The following is a 14,270-nucleotide window of genomic DNA, read 5'->3' on the forward strand; positions in this document are numbered from 1 at the left end:
CGCTGACTCACATGCTCCCGGTGTCCAGGTAGCGCTGGTGCCAGCTCAGCGCCTCGTCGAGCAGGTGCGGGGTGTGCCGGGCGGTGGGCCGCGCGGCGATCGCCCGGTCCATGTAGTCGCTCAGCCGGTCGCGGTACGTCGGGTGGGCACAGTTGGCGATCACCCTCCGTGCCCGGTCGTGCGGGGAGAGGCCACGGAGGTCGGCGAGCCCCTGCTCGGTGACGATCACGTGCACGTCGTGCTCGGTGTGGTCGACGTGGCTGGCCATCGGCACGACCGCGGAGATCGCCCCGCCCTTGGCGGTCGAGGGGGAGACGAAGAAGTTGAGGTAGGCGTTGCGGGCGAAGTCGCCGCTGCCGCCGATCCCGTTCATCACCGCCGATCCCATCACGTGGGTGGAGTTCACGTGGCCGTAGATGTCGGCCTCGATCATCCCGTTCATCGCGATCACCCCGAGCCGGCGGACCAGCTCGGGATGGTTGGAGATCTCCTCGCTGCGCAGCAGGATCCGGCCCTTGTAGCGGTCGATCCCGTCCATGAACCGCTTGACCCCGGCGTTGGAGAGGCCGAACGACGTGGCGGAGGCGAAGCGCAGGGTGCCGTCGTCGAGCAGGTCGAGCATGCCGTCCTGGATCACCTCGGTGTAGGCGACCAGGTCGGTGAACTCGCTGCCCCCGAGACCGGCGAGCACCGCGTTGGCGACGTTGCCCACGCCGGACTGGATCGGCAGCAGCTCCGGCGGCATCCGGCCGGCCGACACCTCGTGCCGCAGGAAGTCGAGCACGTGCCCGGCGATCGCCTCGGAGACGGCGTCCGGCGCGGTGAAGTCGCTGTTGCGGTCCGGTGCCCGGGTCTCGACCACGGCGACCACCTTGGCGGGGTCGACGCGCAGGTAGGGCTCGCCGATCCGGTCGGTGGGGTCGTCGAGCGGGATCGGCAGCCGGTGCGGGGGCAGCGCCGTCTTGTAGTAGACGTCGTGAAACCCCTCGAACTCCCGGGGCTGCCAGTGGTTGACCTCGAGGATCACCTTGTCGGCGCGGTCCAGCCAGGTCTTGTTGTTGCCGATCGAGCTGCCCGGCACCAGCATCCCGTCGGGCAGTACCGCGGTCACCTCGACGACCGCGACGTGCAGGTGGCCGTAGAAGCCGAACCACATGTGCGGCGCCGAGTGGCTCAGGTGGGCGTCGACGTAGTCGACCTCGCCGGCGTTGATCAGCGCCCGCAGCGTCGGGTCGGAGTTGTAGGGGAGCCGCTGGGAGATGCCGCGGGCCTCGGCCAGCACGCCGTCGGCGTCCGGCGCGGTGGAGGCACCGGTCCACAGCCCGATCTGGAACTCCTCGCCCCGGGCGTGGGCCGCCTCCATCCGCTCGGCGAGCGCCGCCGGCACCGCCTTGGGGTAGCCCGCCCCGGTGAACCCGCTCATCCCCACGTTGTCGCCGGGCCTGATGTGGGAGACCGCCTCCTCCGCGGTCACGACGCGGGAGAGGAGGAGGGGGTCGGTGATCCGGGTGTTCACCCTTTCATCATCGCAAACCCACGAGGGCCGGCCGCGCCGCCCTCACTCCGCCCAGACGCCCAGCTGGTTGCCGCACGGGTCACGGAAGTGGAAGCGCCGCCCGCCCGGGAAGGCGTACGGGCCCTCGACCAGCTCGCCGCCGGCACGTCGGACCGCCTCCAGGCTCGCCTCGAGGTCGGTGGAGAAGAGGATGAGCAGCGGCCCGCCCGTCACGACCTCCGGCTCGAGGCGGAAGCCGCCGATCTCGTCCTCGCCGGTGCCCTTGATCCCGACGTACCTCGGGCCGGGACCGTAGTCGTTGAACTCCCAGCCGAACGCCTCGGCGTAGAACCGCTTGGCCACCGTGAAGTCGGTGACCGGGAGCTCGACGTAGTCGAGTCGGTGGTGCTGCTCGTCGTTCTCCCCCATCGCGCCAGTATGGCGCGGGCCGCCGAAGGGAGTCACCCCCCGATCTGCTCGACCGCCCGACCCGGGCGAGCCCACGGCCGCTCCTCGGCTCAGCTGCCGGCACGCCCGACCAGGTGGGCGAGCTGGGCGCGCACAGAGAGCTCGGCCGCCCCCCACAGCACCGGGTCGACGTCGGCGTAGACCCGCTCCACGACCGCGCGCGGCGAGACGGTCGCGCCGCTGCCCGGCGCGAGGTCGAGCTCGGTCAGGGCCGCGGCGAGGGTCGGCCGCTGGGCGAGGTCGAGCAGCGCCTGCTCGACCTGGGCGAGGCGCTGGCGCCGGTGGGCGATGTAGAAGTCCAGGGCACCGAGCGCGTCCTCGATCACCGGGCCGTGCCCGGGCCAGATCGCCTGCGCCTCGCGAGCGTCCGCCAGGGCGTGCAGCCGGTCCAGGGAGTCCAGGTAGGCGCCCAGCTCGCCGTCGGGGTGGGCCACGACGGTGGTGCCCCGGCCGAGGACGGTGTCACCGGTCAGGATCGCCCGGTCGCCCGGCACCAGGAAGGAGAGGGAGTCGGAGGTGTGCCCGGGGGTGGCCACCACGTGCACCTCCAGGCCGTCGACCTCGACCACGTCGCCGTCGGCGAGCCCTTCCGAGCCGAGCCGGTGGGCGGGGTCCAGGGCGCGTACGCCGCAGCCCATCCGCTGGGCGAACTCCTTGGCCGCCTCGCTGTGGTCGAGGTGGTGGTGGGTCAGCAGCACCACCCCCACCTGCTCGGCGTACGCCGCCACCTGGTCGAGGTGGCTGAGGATCGACGGCCCGGGGTCGACCACCACCGAGCGCGCGGCGCCGGGCTCGCGCAGCACCCAGGTGTTGGTGCCGTCCAGCGTCATCGCGTTGGCGTTGGGCGCCAGCACGCAGCGCGCGCGCTCGCCGAAGCTGCCGCCGTCCCAGCTCATCGCGAGGAGCCCGCCCCGCCGCGGGCGCGGCGCTGGTGGTCGGCGAGCAGCTCGACGTAGTCGGGGTGGGTGGTCAGCGTCCACTCCTCCCCCTCCTGGTGGAGGGCGGGGGTGAACATCTCGACCCGGCGGCCTCGGCAGGCCTCCAGCACGGCGGCCGGGTCGGCGTGCCGGGAGAGCGCCAGGCAGGTCAGCCAGGTCGGCGGCAGCATGCCGATCTCGCCGGCCTCGACGCGGCGTACCGCCTCCGAGGCGGCGACCCAGCGCACGGAGGAGGCCTCGGTGCCGACGTGCCGGGTGACCTGCCCGTCGGGCATCACCGCCACGAAGAACCAGGTCCGGTAGCGGCGCGGCTCGAACTCCGGGGTCAGCCAACCCGACCAGGCCCCGAGCAGGTCGCTGCGCAGCACCAGGCCGCGGCGCACCAGGAAGTCGCTGAAGAGCAGCTCGCGGGACTCCAGCGCGACCCGGTCGGCCTCCCAGTCGTCGCCGGTGGTGTCGGCGACGACCGTGTCGGGAGACGGGCCGGCGAGCAGCACCCCGGACTCCTCGAAGGTCTCGCGGACCGCCGCGCAGACCAGCGCGCGGGCCTTCTCCTCGCCGACCGAGAGCCGCTCCGCCCACTCGGCGGGAGACGGTCCGGCCCAGCCGACCGCCGGGTCGTCGTCGCGCGGGTCGACGCCCCCGCCGGGGAAGACGCACATGCCGCCGGCGAAGGCCATCGTCGTCTGGCGGCGCAGGAGGTAGACGTCGGGCTCGTCGTCGCCCGGGCGCATCAGCACCACGGTGGCGGCGTCGCGGGGCTCGGCCGGCGTCGCCTCACCGTCGCGGTACCGCAGCGCCTGGACGACCAGCTGCTCGGGCAGCGCGATGTGCTGCACCGCTCAGACCTCCACCATGATCTCGATCTCGACTGGCGCGTCCAGGGGCAGCACCGGTACGCCGACGGCCGAGCGGGCGTGCACGCCGGCGTCGCCGAAGACCCGGCCGAGCAGCTCCGAGGCGCCGTTGGCCACCTGTGGCTGCCCGGTGAAGTCGGGGGTGGAGGCGACGAACGCGACCACCTTGACCACCCGCTGGACCATCGCGAGGTCTCCGATCTCGGCCTTGACGGCGGCGATCGCGTTGAGCACGCACTGCCGGGCGCACTCGACGGCCTGCTCGGGGCTCACCTCGGCGCCGACCTTGCCGGTGGCGATCAGCTCGCCGTCGCGAACGGGCAGCTGGCCCGAGGTCAGCACCAGCGAGCCGGTGCGGACGGCGGGGACGTAGGCCGCGACCGGCTTCGCCACCTCCGGCACCGCGAGGCCCAGCTCCGCGAGCCGCTCCTCGGGGTGCATCAGCCCGCGCCCCCGCCGAGGGGGCGCTTGAAGAAGCCGACGTAGTTGTCCGGCGTCTGCCCCGGCATCAGCTGGACCAGCTCCCAGCCGTCCTGGCCGAAGTTGTCCAGGATCTGCTTGGCGGCGTGGTTGAGGATCGGTGCCGTGAAGTACTCCCACTTGGTCATGGGTGGACCTTACCTGCGCACAGATCCTCCTCCGGTCTGACGTGTGAGGCCCTGTCTCCGACTACCTTGACCGGCATGAGCCAGCCCACCTCCCGCGCGCCCTGGCAGCTGGGGGCACGGGGGCGGCGCTACTTCGACCGCCTCCTGGTGGCCGGGCTCCTCCTGCCCGTGCTGGTGATCGCCGTCTCCGGAGCGGACCCGTGGTGGACGATCCTGGGGTTCGCCCAGGTCGTGCCGCTGTGGTGGCGGCGCGGCCACCCGCTCGCGGCCTTCGCCGCCGTGGCCGTGGCCTCGGCGTGCCAGGTGCTGGTGATCGACTCCCCCATCTGGAGCCAGCTGGCCTTCCCCGTGGCGCTCTACTCGGTGGCCCGCTTCGGGACGGCGGCGGCAGCCTGGACGGCGCTGGGCGTCAGCGTCGCCGCGGCCGCGGTCGCGACCGTCGACTGGAGCTCCTCGCTGGACCTGACCTGGTCCACCCTGCTGCCCAACTTCCTCAGCATCAGCGCGATCGTCGTCACCTCGTGGGCGCTCGGCACCGTGGGCCGCACCCGCGAGGCGCACGTGGCCACCCTGCTCGAGCGGGCCGAGCAGGCCGAGCGGATCGCGGAGCGCGAGGTGCAGCTGGCCGCGCAGGACGAGCGCTCCCGGATCGCCCGGGAGATGCACGACGTGGTCGCGCACGGCCTGTCGGTGATCGTGGTGCAGGCCGACGGTGCCAGGTATGCCGCGGAGAAGGACCCCGAGGTGGCGGTGCGCACGCTGGAGACCATCGGCGGCACCGGCCGCGAGGCGCTGACCGAGATGCGCCGGCTCCTCGGCCTGCTGCGCTCGGGGGACTCCGGCGTACGACCGCAGCCCGGGCTCGGCGACCTGCCGCACCTGGTCGAGGAGGCGCGCGAGGCCGGGATGGCGCTGGAGGCACGGCTGCCGGACCCCGCGCCGGCCGCCGCGGTGCCCGAGGGCGTCGGGCTGGCCGCGTACCGGATCGTCCAGGAGGCCCTGACCAACGTCCGCAAGCACGCCGGCCCCTCGGCCAAGGTGCGGGTCGCCGTGGAGGTCGGCCGCGAGGTGCTGGTGGAGGTGTGCGACGACGGACGCGGCGCCGCGGCACCCCAGGGCGGCGGCCACGGCCTGGTCGGGATGCGGGAGCGGGCCGCCGTGCACGGGGGGTCGGTGCAGGCGGGCCCAGCTCCTGGTGGCGGGTTCGAGGTGCGTGCGAGGATCCCCCGGTGAGCCCTGAGCACGACGTCGCCGGCGGCCCGATCCGGGTCTTCCTGGTCGACGACCAGCAGATGGTCCGCGCCGGCTTCCGGATGCTGGTGGAGAGCCAGGACGACATGGTCGTGGTCGGGGACGCCGGCGACGGCGGCGAGGCGCTCCAGCAGCTCGCGGTGACCGCGGCCGACGTGGTGCTGATGGACGTGCGGATGCCGCGGATGGACGGCGTGGAGGCGACCCGGCGACTGGCCGCCACTCCGGGCGGCCCACGGATCATCGTGCTCACCACCTTCGACCTCGACGAGTACGCGTTCGCCGCCATCCGGGCCGGCGCCTCGGCGTTCCTGCTCAAGGACGCCACCCCGCCCGATCTGCTCGGGGCGATCCGGGCGGTGCACGCCGGTGATGCGGTGGTCGCGCCGAGCACCACCCGGCGGCTCCTCGACCACTTCGCCGCCCTGCCCGAGCCGGGCGCCGCGGCACCGGCCGACGACCGGCTCACCGCGCTCACCGAGCGGGAGCGCGAGGTGCTCGGGCTGGTGGCGCGCGGCCGGACCAACCCCGAGATCGCCCAGGACCTCGTGGTCGCCGAGACCACGGTCAAGACGCACGTGGGCCGGATCCTGGCGAAGACCGGGTCGAGGGACCGGGTGCAGCTGGTGGTGCTCGCCTACGAGACCGGCCTGGTCACGCCGTGACCGGCACGGTCGGGACGACGACCGCCCCCTCGCAGGCGGCGGCGTCGGACCGGCGCGGGGCCACCACGGGCCGGTGGGCGGCTCGGCTGCTCCTGGCCTCATGGGTGCTGCTGGTGGTCTGGCTCAGCCTGGTCGGGGTGCGACCCGCAACCTTGGAGGGCCTGGAGTCGGACCTCCGCTCGGGGAAGGCCGAGCGGGTGGAGGTCGTGGGCGGTCTCCAGCCGGGGTCGACGGGGTACGCCGGCGTCCAGCTGGTGTGGCGCGCGGGCTGGACCGTGCGGGAGGCCTCGGCGATCGAGGCCACCCCGGGCCGCCAGGCCCAGCAGGCCCGCCAGGGTCAGCGGCAGCAGGACGGACCACGGGTCCCCGTCGTCGAGCCCGGCCTGGCCGACCGGATGGCCGCCCTCGACCCGGACGTGCAGGTCGTCGAGGTGGGCCACCGCACCGCTCACGCGCTTCTCTTCGGCTGGCGCACGCCGATGTGGTCGCTCTTCGTGCTCCTGGTCCTCTGGCTCGGCACGTTCGCGGCGGTGCGGCTGCAGGCCAGCCCACAGCGGGGCACCCGCGCGGCCTGGACCTGGCTGGTGCTGCTGGGCGGTCCGGTCGGCTCGGTGGCCTACCTGGTGCTCGGGGGCGCCGCGGCCGTCCTGCCGGCGCCCCGGAGCCCCCGGCGGCTCACCGGGGGCTGGGCGTTCCTGCTCGCGCTGCTGATCATGCGCGTGAGCAACCCGGAGGTGTGAGCCTCAGGCGCTGCGGTCGCCCTCGGCCGGGTCCGGCGTGACGTCGACCATCTCGTCGGCGTCGACCGCGGCCTTCTTCTCGGCCTCCCGGCGCTCTCCCCACTTCTCCAGCGCGGTCATGCCCAGGGTGGCCGCGGTGCCGGCCACGGCGAGCACCACGCGGGGCCGCTTCACCCCGCGCCGGGCCAGCCAGTCGACGCTGGCGGCGTCCAGCCTCTCGGCGCCGCCGAAGGTCCCGTAGACCACCGCGGCGATCCCTCCGGCGATCGCGGCGCGGGCCGGCGGCGGGAGCAGCACGTCCTCCTCCATCTGCCCCGTGGCGACGTAGCCGCCCACGGCGACGAGGGCGGTGGCACCGAGCCGGTAGCCGCGGCGCATCCGCGGGGGGAGGCGACGGGGGTCGATCAGCGTGGCCGCCCCGGTGGCAGCGGCGGTGAGGACGTCCTGACGGCTCAGCAGCATGGCCTGAGGTTACCGGGGCCGGACCCGCGCCTCCGTCCTCCCCAGGTCGTACGCCGCACCGGCGCCTCCGCCCCTCGTCGTACCCCACGTTCGCCCCGCGGGCCGACGGAACGCGGCCGGATCCACGGCAGCCTGGACACCATGACCACCACTGAGCACTCCGACCTCGCCGGACCGGCGCGGACCCAGCTGGCCGCGACCGCCCGCGGGCTGACCAAGACCTACGGCCAGGCCGACCACGTCGTGCAAGCCCTGCGCGGTGTCGACCTCGACCTCCCCGCCGGGCGGTTCACCGCGATCATGGGGCCCTCGGGCTCCGGCAAGTCGACCCTGATGCACTGCCTGGCCGGCCTCGACGCCGCGACCAGCGGCACCGTCTCGGTCGCCGGCCGCGAGCTGGCCGGGATGGACGACACCGAGCTCACGCTCTTCCGCCGCGAGCACATCGGCTTCGTCTTCCAGGCCTTCAACCTGCTGCCGATGCTCACCGCCGGCCAGAACATCCTGCTGCCGCTCGAGCTCGCCGGCCGCCCGGTCGACCGGGAGCGCTACGACGCGGTGGTCGGCGTCCTCGGCCTGGCCGACCGGCTCAGCCACCTGCCCAGCCAGCTCTCCGGCGGGCAGCAGCAGCGGGTGGCGATCGCCCGGGCGCTGGTGACCCAGCCCGACATCGTCTTCGCCGACGAGCCCACCGGCAACCTCGACAGCGAGGCCAGCGCGGAGGTGCTGGGCCACCTGCGCCGCTCGGTGCGCGAGCTGGGGATGACCGTGGTGATGGTGACCCACGAGCTCGACGCCGCGGCGTACGCCGACGACGTGGTGGTCATCCACGACGGCGCGATCAGCGCCCACCTGGTCGACCCGGGCCAGGACGAGCTCGTCACCGCGCTGCGCCGCAAGGTCCGGCGGTGAGCCGCCGCAGGGCCACGGGCATGCGGACCGTGCTGCTGGCCTCGCTGCGCCGCCACACCCGCCGCTACGTCGCCTCCGCCGTCGCGGTGGTCATCGGCGTCACCTTCATCATGGTCACCAACGGGGTCTCCAGCGCGATGCGCGAGGGCCTGACCGCCGACGTGGGGGCCCCCTACGAGGGGGTCGAGGTGGTCCTCGGCTACGTGGGCGACGAGGACGCGGCCACGCTGATGGAGCACGCGCGCCAGCAAGGGATCCCGGCGGCCACCCACGGCTACGCCTCGGAGCGGGTCGTGCGCGACGGGGTGAGCCTGGGCGAGGACCTCTGGATCTCCGAGGCGCCGCTCGAGGAGAGCCTGCAGTGGCTCGACCTCGTCGCCGGTCGCCAGCCGACCGCACCGGGACAGGGGGTCGCCGACCACAACGCGGCCAAGCAGAACGGCGTGGCGGTGGGCGACACCGTGGTCGTCGGGTCGGGCGCCGACGCCGTCGAGATCGAGGTGGTCGGCCTGGTCGACACCCCGGCCATGACCAGCGCCGCGCTCTACGTCCCGTGGGCCGACCTGAGCCGGTTCGACGAGTCCCTGTGGATCGAGGCGATCGCCTGGGGCGGCACCGCCGAGCAGGCCCTCTCGGTCGTCGACGACGACGCCGTGGAGGTGTGGGCCACCGCCGACTTCGTCGCCGAGCAGCAGGCCCAGATCGTCCGCGGCGTCGACTACCTGGCGATCATGGCGCTGCTCTTCGTGGCGATCGCCCTCTTCGTGGCGATCATGGTCATCGCCAACACCTTCTCCATCCTCTTCGCCCAGCGGATGCGCGACTTCGCCCTGCTCCGCTGCGTCGGGGTGACCCGCAGGCAGCTGCGGCGTTCGGTGCGCCTGGAGGCGCTGGTGCTGGGGCTGGTCTCCTCCACCCTGGGCGTGCTGGTCGGGATGGCCGCCGGGACCGGGGTGGTGGCCCTGATCGGGATCTGGTTCGACGCGATCGGCTCGCCGGCGTTCGGGCTGCCGTGGGTGCTCGGCAGCATCGTGGTGGGCACCGCCGTCACCGTCGCGGCGGCCTGGCTGCCCACCCGGGCCGCGACCCGGGTGGCACCGCTCGCCGCGCTCCGCCCCGACACCGGGGTCGAGGTCGCCTCCCGCGCCGGGGTGCTGCGGCTGGCCCTGGCCGGCCTCGCCCTGGTCGGCGGGGTCGCCCTGCTGGCGCTGGCGATCGACCGCAGCGACCTCGTGGTGATGGTGGCCGGTGGCACCGTGACCTTCCTCGGCGTGCTGCTGCTCGGCCCGGTGCTGGTGCCCGCGCTGATCCGGCTCACCGGCCGGGTGCTCGGCGACGGGCCGGTCCGGCGGCTCGCCACCGGCAACGCGGTGCGCAACCCCCGTCGTACGGCGACCACCGCCGCCTCGCTGCTGGTGGGGGTCACCCTGACCACCGCCGTGCTGACCGGGCTGCACAGCTCGCGGGCGATCGTCGAGGAGGAGATGGACCTCTCCAACCCGCTCGACTCCGCGCTCGCCGCGGTCGACGAGCCGCTGGAGGACGACGTCGTCACCCGGGCCGAGGCGCTGCCCGGCGTCGCGGAGGCGCTGCTGCTGCCGGGCACGACGGCCCAGGTGGTCGGGGCCGCCGACGAGGTCACCCTGGTGGGAGTCGCGGACGCGGCGGCCGTGGCCCGCGACGCCTCCCGGATCTCTCCCGTCGACGGCGTGATCCACCTGCCCCACCGGGTCACCAACTCCTTCGACGAGCGAGCCACGACGCAGTGGACCGAGGAGGGCACCGTCACCGTCCGGATCGGCGGGCGCGACCGGGTGCTCGACGTGGAGACCGGCACCGGGTGGGGCCAGGTCGGCCTGGTCTCGGCCGCCACCCTGGCCTCCCTCACCCCCGACGCCGTCCCGACCGCGCTCTGGGTCCGCGCCGCCGACGGCGCCGACGCGGAGGACCTGCGCGGCGACCTGGCCGTGCTGGCCGCCCGCACCGGCGCGGACCTGCTCGACGGCTACTCCGAGCGGACCTGGGTGGGCCAGCAGATCGACGTGCTCACCGGCGCGGTGGTCGGCCTGCTGGGGATCGCGGTGGTGATCGCCCTGGTCGGCATCGCCAACACCCTCGGCCTCTCGGTGCTCGAGCGCAGCCGGGAGAACGCCCTGCTGCGAGCCATGGGCCTGACCCGGGCCCAGCTGCGCCGGGCGATGGCCGTCGAGGGGCTCCTGCTCTCGATGGTCGCCACCGTGCTGGGCACCGCGATCGGCCTGGCCTTCGCCTGGGTCGCGGTCCAGGTGATGGTGAGCCAGGTGGCCGACGACATCGGCTTCGCCGTCCCGGCGGCCCAGCTGGCTGCCGTGGTCGCGGTGGCGGCGCTGGCGGGGCTCGCCGCCTGCGTGCTGCCGGCCAGGCGGGCGAGCCGGGTCGCCCCGGCGGCGGGACTGGCCCTGGAGTAGCGGGACCAGCGCGGGTGAGGGGGTGGTGGGGGGACGGGGGCGGGTCTAGCGTGCAGAGCATGTGGACCGCCCTCGTCACCGACCTCTTCGGCCGCACGCACGAGTCGTGGCACAGCCACCTCTCCGGTCTCTCCCCCGAGACGCTGGTGGCCCGTCCCGCGCCCGAGGCCAACCCGGTCGGGTGGATCGCCTGGCACGCGCTGCGGGTGCAGGACGACCACCTGGCCGCTCTCGTCTCCAGGCCCCAGGTGTGGCACGAGGGCTGGGTGGACCGGTTCGGCCTCCCCTACGACCGCGACGCCCACGGCTACGGGCAGAGCACCGCGGAGGTGGGGCAGTTCCGGGCGGCCGCCGAGCAGCTGCTGGGCTACGCGGACGCCGTGCACGCCCGCACCCTGGAGATCGTGGAGCAGCTCGCCGGGGACGACCTGGAGCGGGTCGTGGACGACTCCTGGGACCCGCCCGTCACCCTCGGCGTCCGCCTGGTCAGCGTGGTCAACGACGTCACCCAGCACGTCGGCCAGGTCGGCTACGCGCTCGGGATGCTCGAGGGGTCCTAACCTCTGCCCATGGCGAAGAAGGCCGGCGGCGGCACCCCGGCGACCGACGTGCTCGAGGCGGCGGGGGTGGCGCACGCGCTGCACCCCTACACCCACGACCCGCGCGCGGCGTCCTACGGGATGGAGGCGGCCGAGGCCTTGGGGGTGGACCCGCAGCGCGTCTTCAAGACCCTGCTGGTCGACGTGACGACCGCCCGCGGCACCGAGCTGGCGGTGGGCGTCGTCCCGGTCTCCACCAAGCTCGACCTCAAGGCGATCGCCGCCGCGCTGGGCGGCAAGAAGGCGACGATGGCGGACCCGGCCGTCGCGTCCCGGACGACCGGCTACGTGGTGGGCGGCATCTCCCCGCTGGGCCAGCGCACCCTGCTGCCGACGGTGGTCGACGAGAGCGCGATCCTGCACGAGACGATCCTGGTCTCCGCCGGCAAGCGCGGCCTCGACGTCGAGCTCGCGCCCGACGACCTGGTCGCACTGCTGGGGGCGTCGTACGCCGCGATCGCCCGCTGATCGCCCGCTGAGAGGCAGCGCCCCGGCACCGCCTACCCTCCACGGGTGAGCACCACCCCGACCCCGGACACCGGCGGCATCCTCTCCCCGGCGTACGTCGCCACCACCGTCGCGGCGTTCGGCCTGATCGCGATCGTCGCCTTCGAGTCGCTGGCGGTCACCACGGTGATGCCGGAGGTGGCCGAGCGGCTGGACGGCGTCGGGCTCTACGCCCTGGCCTTCGCCTCCCCGCTGGCGAGCAGCGTCATCGGCATGGTCGCGGCGGGCATGTGGAGCGACCGCCGGGGGCCGACCGTGCCGCTGGTGGCCGCCCTGCTCGCCCTCTCGGCCGGGCTGGTGGTCTGCGGGACCGCGCCGACCATGGAGGTGCTGGTCGCCGGCCGGGTGCTGCAGGGTCTCGGCGGGGGTGCCGCGACGGTGGTGCTCTACGTGGTGGTCGGGGTGCTCTACCCACCGCGGCTCCAGCCGGCGATCTTCGCGAGCTTCGCCGCCGCGTGGGTGCTGCCGGCCCTCTTCGGCCCCTACCTGGCGGCGCTGGTCGCCGACGCGTTCGGCTGGCGCTGGGTCTTCCTCGGCGTGGTGGCCCTGATCCTGCTGGCGCTGGTGGTGCTCCTGCCCACGCTGCGCACCGCGCCGGCGGGCAACGAGCACGCCGACCGGGTCCCCCTCTCCCGACTGGCCTGGGCCGTCGTGGCTGCGGTGGCCGCGCTCGGGGTGAAGCTGCTCGACTCCTCCCTCCCACTGGCCGCGGGCTGCCTGCTCGTGGTGGTGCTGGCGCTGGGGCGGCTGCTCCCGACCGGGACGCTGCGCCTGGCCCGCGGGCTGCCCGCGGTGATCGCCACCCGCGGCCTGATGAGCGCGGGCTTCTTCTGCGCCGAGGCCTACATCGTCTTCGTGCTCAAGGAGCGCTGGGGCATCGCCGCGGCGACCGCCGGCCTGGCGCTCACCGGGGTCGGCGTGGTGTGGGCGGCCGCCAGCCAGGTGCAGTCGCGGCTGCCGAAGGTCTCGCACACCCGCGCCCTGGTGATAGGCACCTCGGGGGTGCTGCTCGGCGTCAGCCTGGTCACGGTGGTGATCCAGCTCGAGGCCCCGGCGCCGCTGGCGATGCTCGCCTACGTCTTCGCCGGCGCCGGCATGGGCTTCGGCTTCCCCCGGCTGGGCGTGGCGATGCTGCAGCACTCCACCGACCGCGACCGGGGCGCCAACTCCTCGGCCCTGGCGGTCTCGGACTCGCTCGGGGCGGCGCTCGCGCTCTCGGTCACCGGCGTGGTCTTCACCCGCACCGAGGGGTCGGCGCTGGACCCCTTCGTCGCGGTCTACCTGGTGGGGATCCTCTGCGCGGTGGGCGCGGTGGTGGCCGCCTCCCGGACCGCCTCCCCCGGCGCCGTACGCCGCTGACGGCTCAGGAGGTGCGCCGGCACTCCGCCCCGGAGCAGGCCACCACGAAGCTGCGCCCGTCCTCGTCGTCGATGCCGAGCAGCACCCGCCCGTCGGTGTCCCACTCGGCGTACTGGAGCGCGTCGGGGTAGCGCACCCCGTAGCGGACCACCCGCTCGCCGCGCACGGTGCGCACCCTCGCGGACGATCCGCCGTTGCCCATCGTGAGCACCGACCGGCCGTCGGCCGAGAAAGCCTCCACCGACTCACCGCAGGTGCGCCACAGCGTCTTCCCGGAGCCGATCCTGGCGATGACCGTGCAGCCGCCGTTGTACTGGTCGGCGTCGTCGGTGTGGCGCGCGTACAGGCCCCGCTCGAGGTTGGCGGCGTACGCGCTCTGGCCGCTGAGCCGCTTGATCCGGCCGGTCCGGTGGTTCCACAGGTGGGTCCCCCCGCTGGCCCCGCCGACGCCCCCGAGCAGCACACGCTGTTCGTCGACGCCGATCGCCCAGACCCCCTCGTTCACCGTGCGGCTCGCCTGCAGCCGGCCGGTGCGCGCCTCCCGCACCCGCACCTCGGTGCGGAAGCGGACCAGCCGGCTGGTGGCCAGGAGGGTGCCGTCGGCGGAGAGCTGCGAGCCGTCGACGTCGCTGGCGAGCGTCCGGAGCCGCCCGTCGCGGGTGACCCGCAGGACGTCGACGAGGTTGTTGCGCTTGTACTCCTCCACGACGTACGCCCGCCCCGTGCGGCCGACGATCCAGACGTCGGCCGGGACCCGGATCCGCACGTCGCCGTCGACCAGGGTGCGCCGGTCTTCCAGGTGCGGCCCGGCGATCGGGTCACCGAGCGGCAGTGCCCCGACCGGCGGGACCACCACGAGGGGCTCCGGCGGCGGTGCCGCCGCAGGGACCGGGGCGGCCAGCGCGCCGGCGAGCAGCGCGGGCGAGGCGAGCAGGGCGACGGCACGCAGGAGTCGGCTCATG

The 14,270-nt window shown here is 74.4% G+C and carries 16 protein-coding genes; 8 read left to right on the forward strand and 8 right to left on the reverse strand.

Annotated features, from left to right (window positions below):
- Positions 1-7 precede the first annotated feature (7 nt).
- From scpC to sp36, 6 genes are all read right to left on the reverse strand, one after another.
- A complete protein-coding gene (gene scpC, locus AC4BG9_RS08005; protein WP_490570552.1) occupies positions 8-1,516 on the reverse strand; it encodes a succinyl-CoA:acetate CoA-transferase ScpC in 1,509 nt (502 codons plus the stop codon).
- Between the two features lie 42 nt (positions 1,517-1,558).
- The gene (locus AC4BG9_RS08010) at positions 1,559-1,924 is read right to left on the reverse strand and encodes a VOC family protein (RefSeq protein ID WP_490570553.1); all 366 of its coding nucleotides are present in this window, start codon (positions 1,922-1,924) and stop codon (positions 1,559-1,561) included.
- An 89-nt stretch (positions 1,925-2,013) separates the two neighbouring features.
- Positions 2,014-2,859: an MBL fold metallo-hydrolase gene (locus tag AC4BG9_RS08015; RefSeq protein ID WP_490570554.1), complete on the reverse strand. Its 846-nt coding sequence runs from the start codon at positions 2,857-2,859 to the stop codon at positions 2,014-2,016.
- Complete coding sequence (locus AC4BG9_RS08020) at positions 2,856-3,740, reverse strand: NUDIX hydrolase (RefSeq protein WP_490570555.1); 885 nt, start codon at positions 3,738-3,740, stop codon at positions 2,856-2,858. Before AC4BG9_RS08020 ends, AC4BG9_RS08015 begins: the two co-directional genes overlap by 4 nt.
- A 3-nt stretch (positions 3,741-3,743) precedes the next feature.
- On the reverse strand, positions 3,744-4,199 hold the full coding sequence (locus AC4BG9_RS08025) for a RidA family protein (RefSeq protein ID WP_490570556.1): 456 nt from the start codon (positions 4,197-4,199) through the stop codon (positions 3,744-3,746).
- A complete protein-coding gene (gene sp36 / locus AC4BG9_RS08030; RefSeq protein ID WP_490570557.1) occupies positions 4,199-4,366 on the reverse strand; it encodes a Sp36 family protein in 168 nt (55 codons plus the stop codon). Before sp36 ends, AC4BG9_RS08025 begins: the two co-directional genes overlap by 1 nt.
- A 75-nt stretch (positions 4,367-4,441) precedes the next feature.
- Here sp36 and AC4BG9_RS08035 point away from each other — a divergent pair, with 75 nt between their 5' ends.
- The 3 genes from AC4BG9_RS08035 to AC4BG9_RS08045 are packed head-to-tail and all read left to right on the forward strand — an operon-like array spanning position 4,442 to position 7,022.
- Positions 4,442-5,599, forward strand: coding sequence for a sensor histidine kinase (locus tag AC4BG9_RS08035; protein ID WP_490570558.1), 1,158 nt, complete (start codon positions 4,442-4,444; stop codon positions 5,597-5,599).
- On the forward strand, positions 5,596-6,282 hold the full coding sequence (locus AC4BG9_RS08040) for a response regulator (RefSeq protein ID WP_490570559.1): 687 nt from the start codon (positions 5,596-5,598) through the stop codon (positions 6,280-6,282). The genes AC4BG9_RS08035 and AC4BG9_RS08040 overlap by 4 nt, the downstream gene beginning before the upstream one ends.
- Entirely contained in the window at positions 6,279-7,022 is a 744-nt protein-coding gene (locus AC4BG9_RS08045) for a hypothetical protein (RefSeq protein WP_490570560.1), read from the forward strand. The genes AC4BG9_RS08040 and AC4BG9_RS08045 overlap by 4 nt, the downstream gene beginning before the upstream one ends.
- Positions 7,023-7,025: 3 nt before the next feature.
- On the opposite strand, the gene AC4BG9_RS08050 is transcribed toward AC4BG9_RS08045, so the two are convergent.
- Positions 7,026-7,484: a hypothetical protein gene (locus AC4BG9_RS08050; RefSeq protein WP_490570561.1), complete on the reverse strand. Its 459-nt coding sequence runs from the start codon at positions 7,482-7,484 to the stop codon at positions 7,026-7,028.
- A gap of 141 nt (positions 7,485-7,625) precedes the next feature.
- On the opposite strand from AC4BG9_RS08050, the gene AC4BG9_RS08055 reads away from it, so the two are divergent.
- The 5 genes from AC4BG9_RS08055 to AC4BG9_RS08075 are packed head-to-tail and all read left to right on the forward strand — an operon-like array spanning position 7,626 to position 13,308.
- Complete coding sequence (locus AC4BG9_RS08055) at positions 7,626-8,396, forward strand: ABC transporter ATP-binding protein (protein ID WP_490570562.1); 771 nt, start codon at positions 7,626-7,628, stop codon at positions 8,394-8,396.
- Entirely contained in the window at positions 8,393-10,843 is a 2,451-nt protein-coding gene (locus AC4BG9_RS08060) for an ABC transporter permease (protein WP_490570563.1), read from the forward strand. The genes AC4BG9_RS08055 and AC4BG9_RS08060 overlap by 4 nt, the downstream gene beginning before the upstream one ends.
- Positions 10,844-10,902: 59 nt before the next feature.
- A complete protein-coding gene (locus AC4BG9_RS08065; RefSeq protein ID WP_490570564.1) occupies positions 10,903-11,403 on the forward strand; it encodes a mycothiol transferase in 501 nt (166 codons plus the stop codon).
- Positions 11,404-11,412: 9 nt separating this feature from the next.
- Complete coding sequence (ybaK, locus tag AC4BG9_RS08070; RefSeq protein ID WP_490570565.1) at positions 11,413-11,910, forward strand: Cys-tRNA(Pro) deacylase; 498 nt, start codon at positions 11,413-11,415, stop codon at positions 11,908-11,910.
- A 45-nt stretch (positions 11,911-11,955) separates the two neighbouring features.
- The gene (locus tag AC4BG9_RS08075) at positions 11,956-13,308 is read left to right on the forward strand and encodes an MFS transporter (protein WP_490570566.1); all 1,353 of its coding nucleotides are present in this window, start codon (positions 11,956-11,958) and stop codon (positions 13,306-13,308) included.
- A gap of 4 nt (positions 13,309-13,312) precedes the next feature.
- Here AC4BG9_RS08075 and AC4BG9_RS08080 read toward each other — a convergent pair whose 3' ends face one another.
- Entirely contained in the window at positions 13,313-14,269 is a 957-nt protein-coding gene (locus AC4BG9_RS08080) for a hypothetical protein (protein WP_490570567.1), read from the reverse strand.
- Position 14,270: the final 1 nt, after the last annotated feature.

It is taken from the genome of Nocardioides sp. Z40_12 (assembly GCF_058215795.1).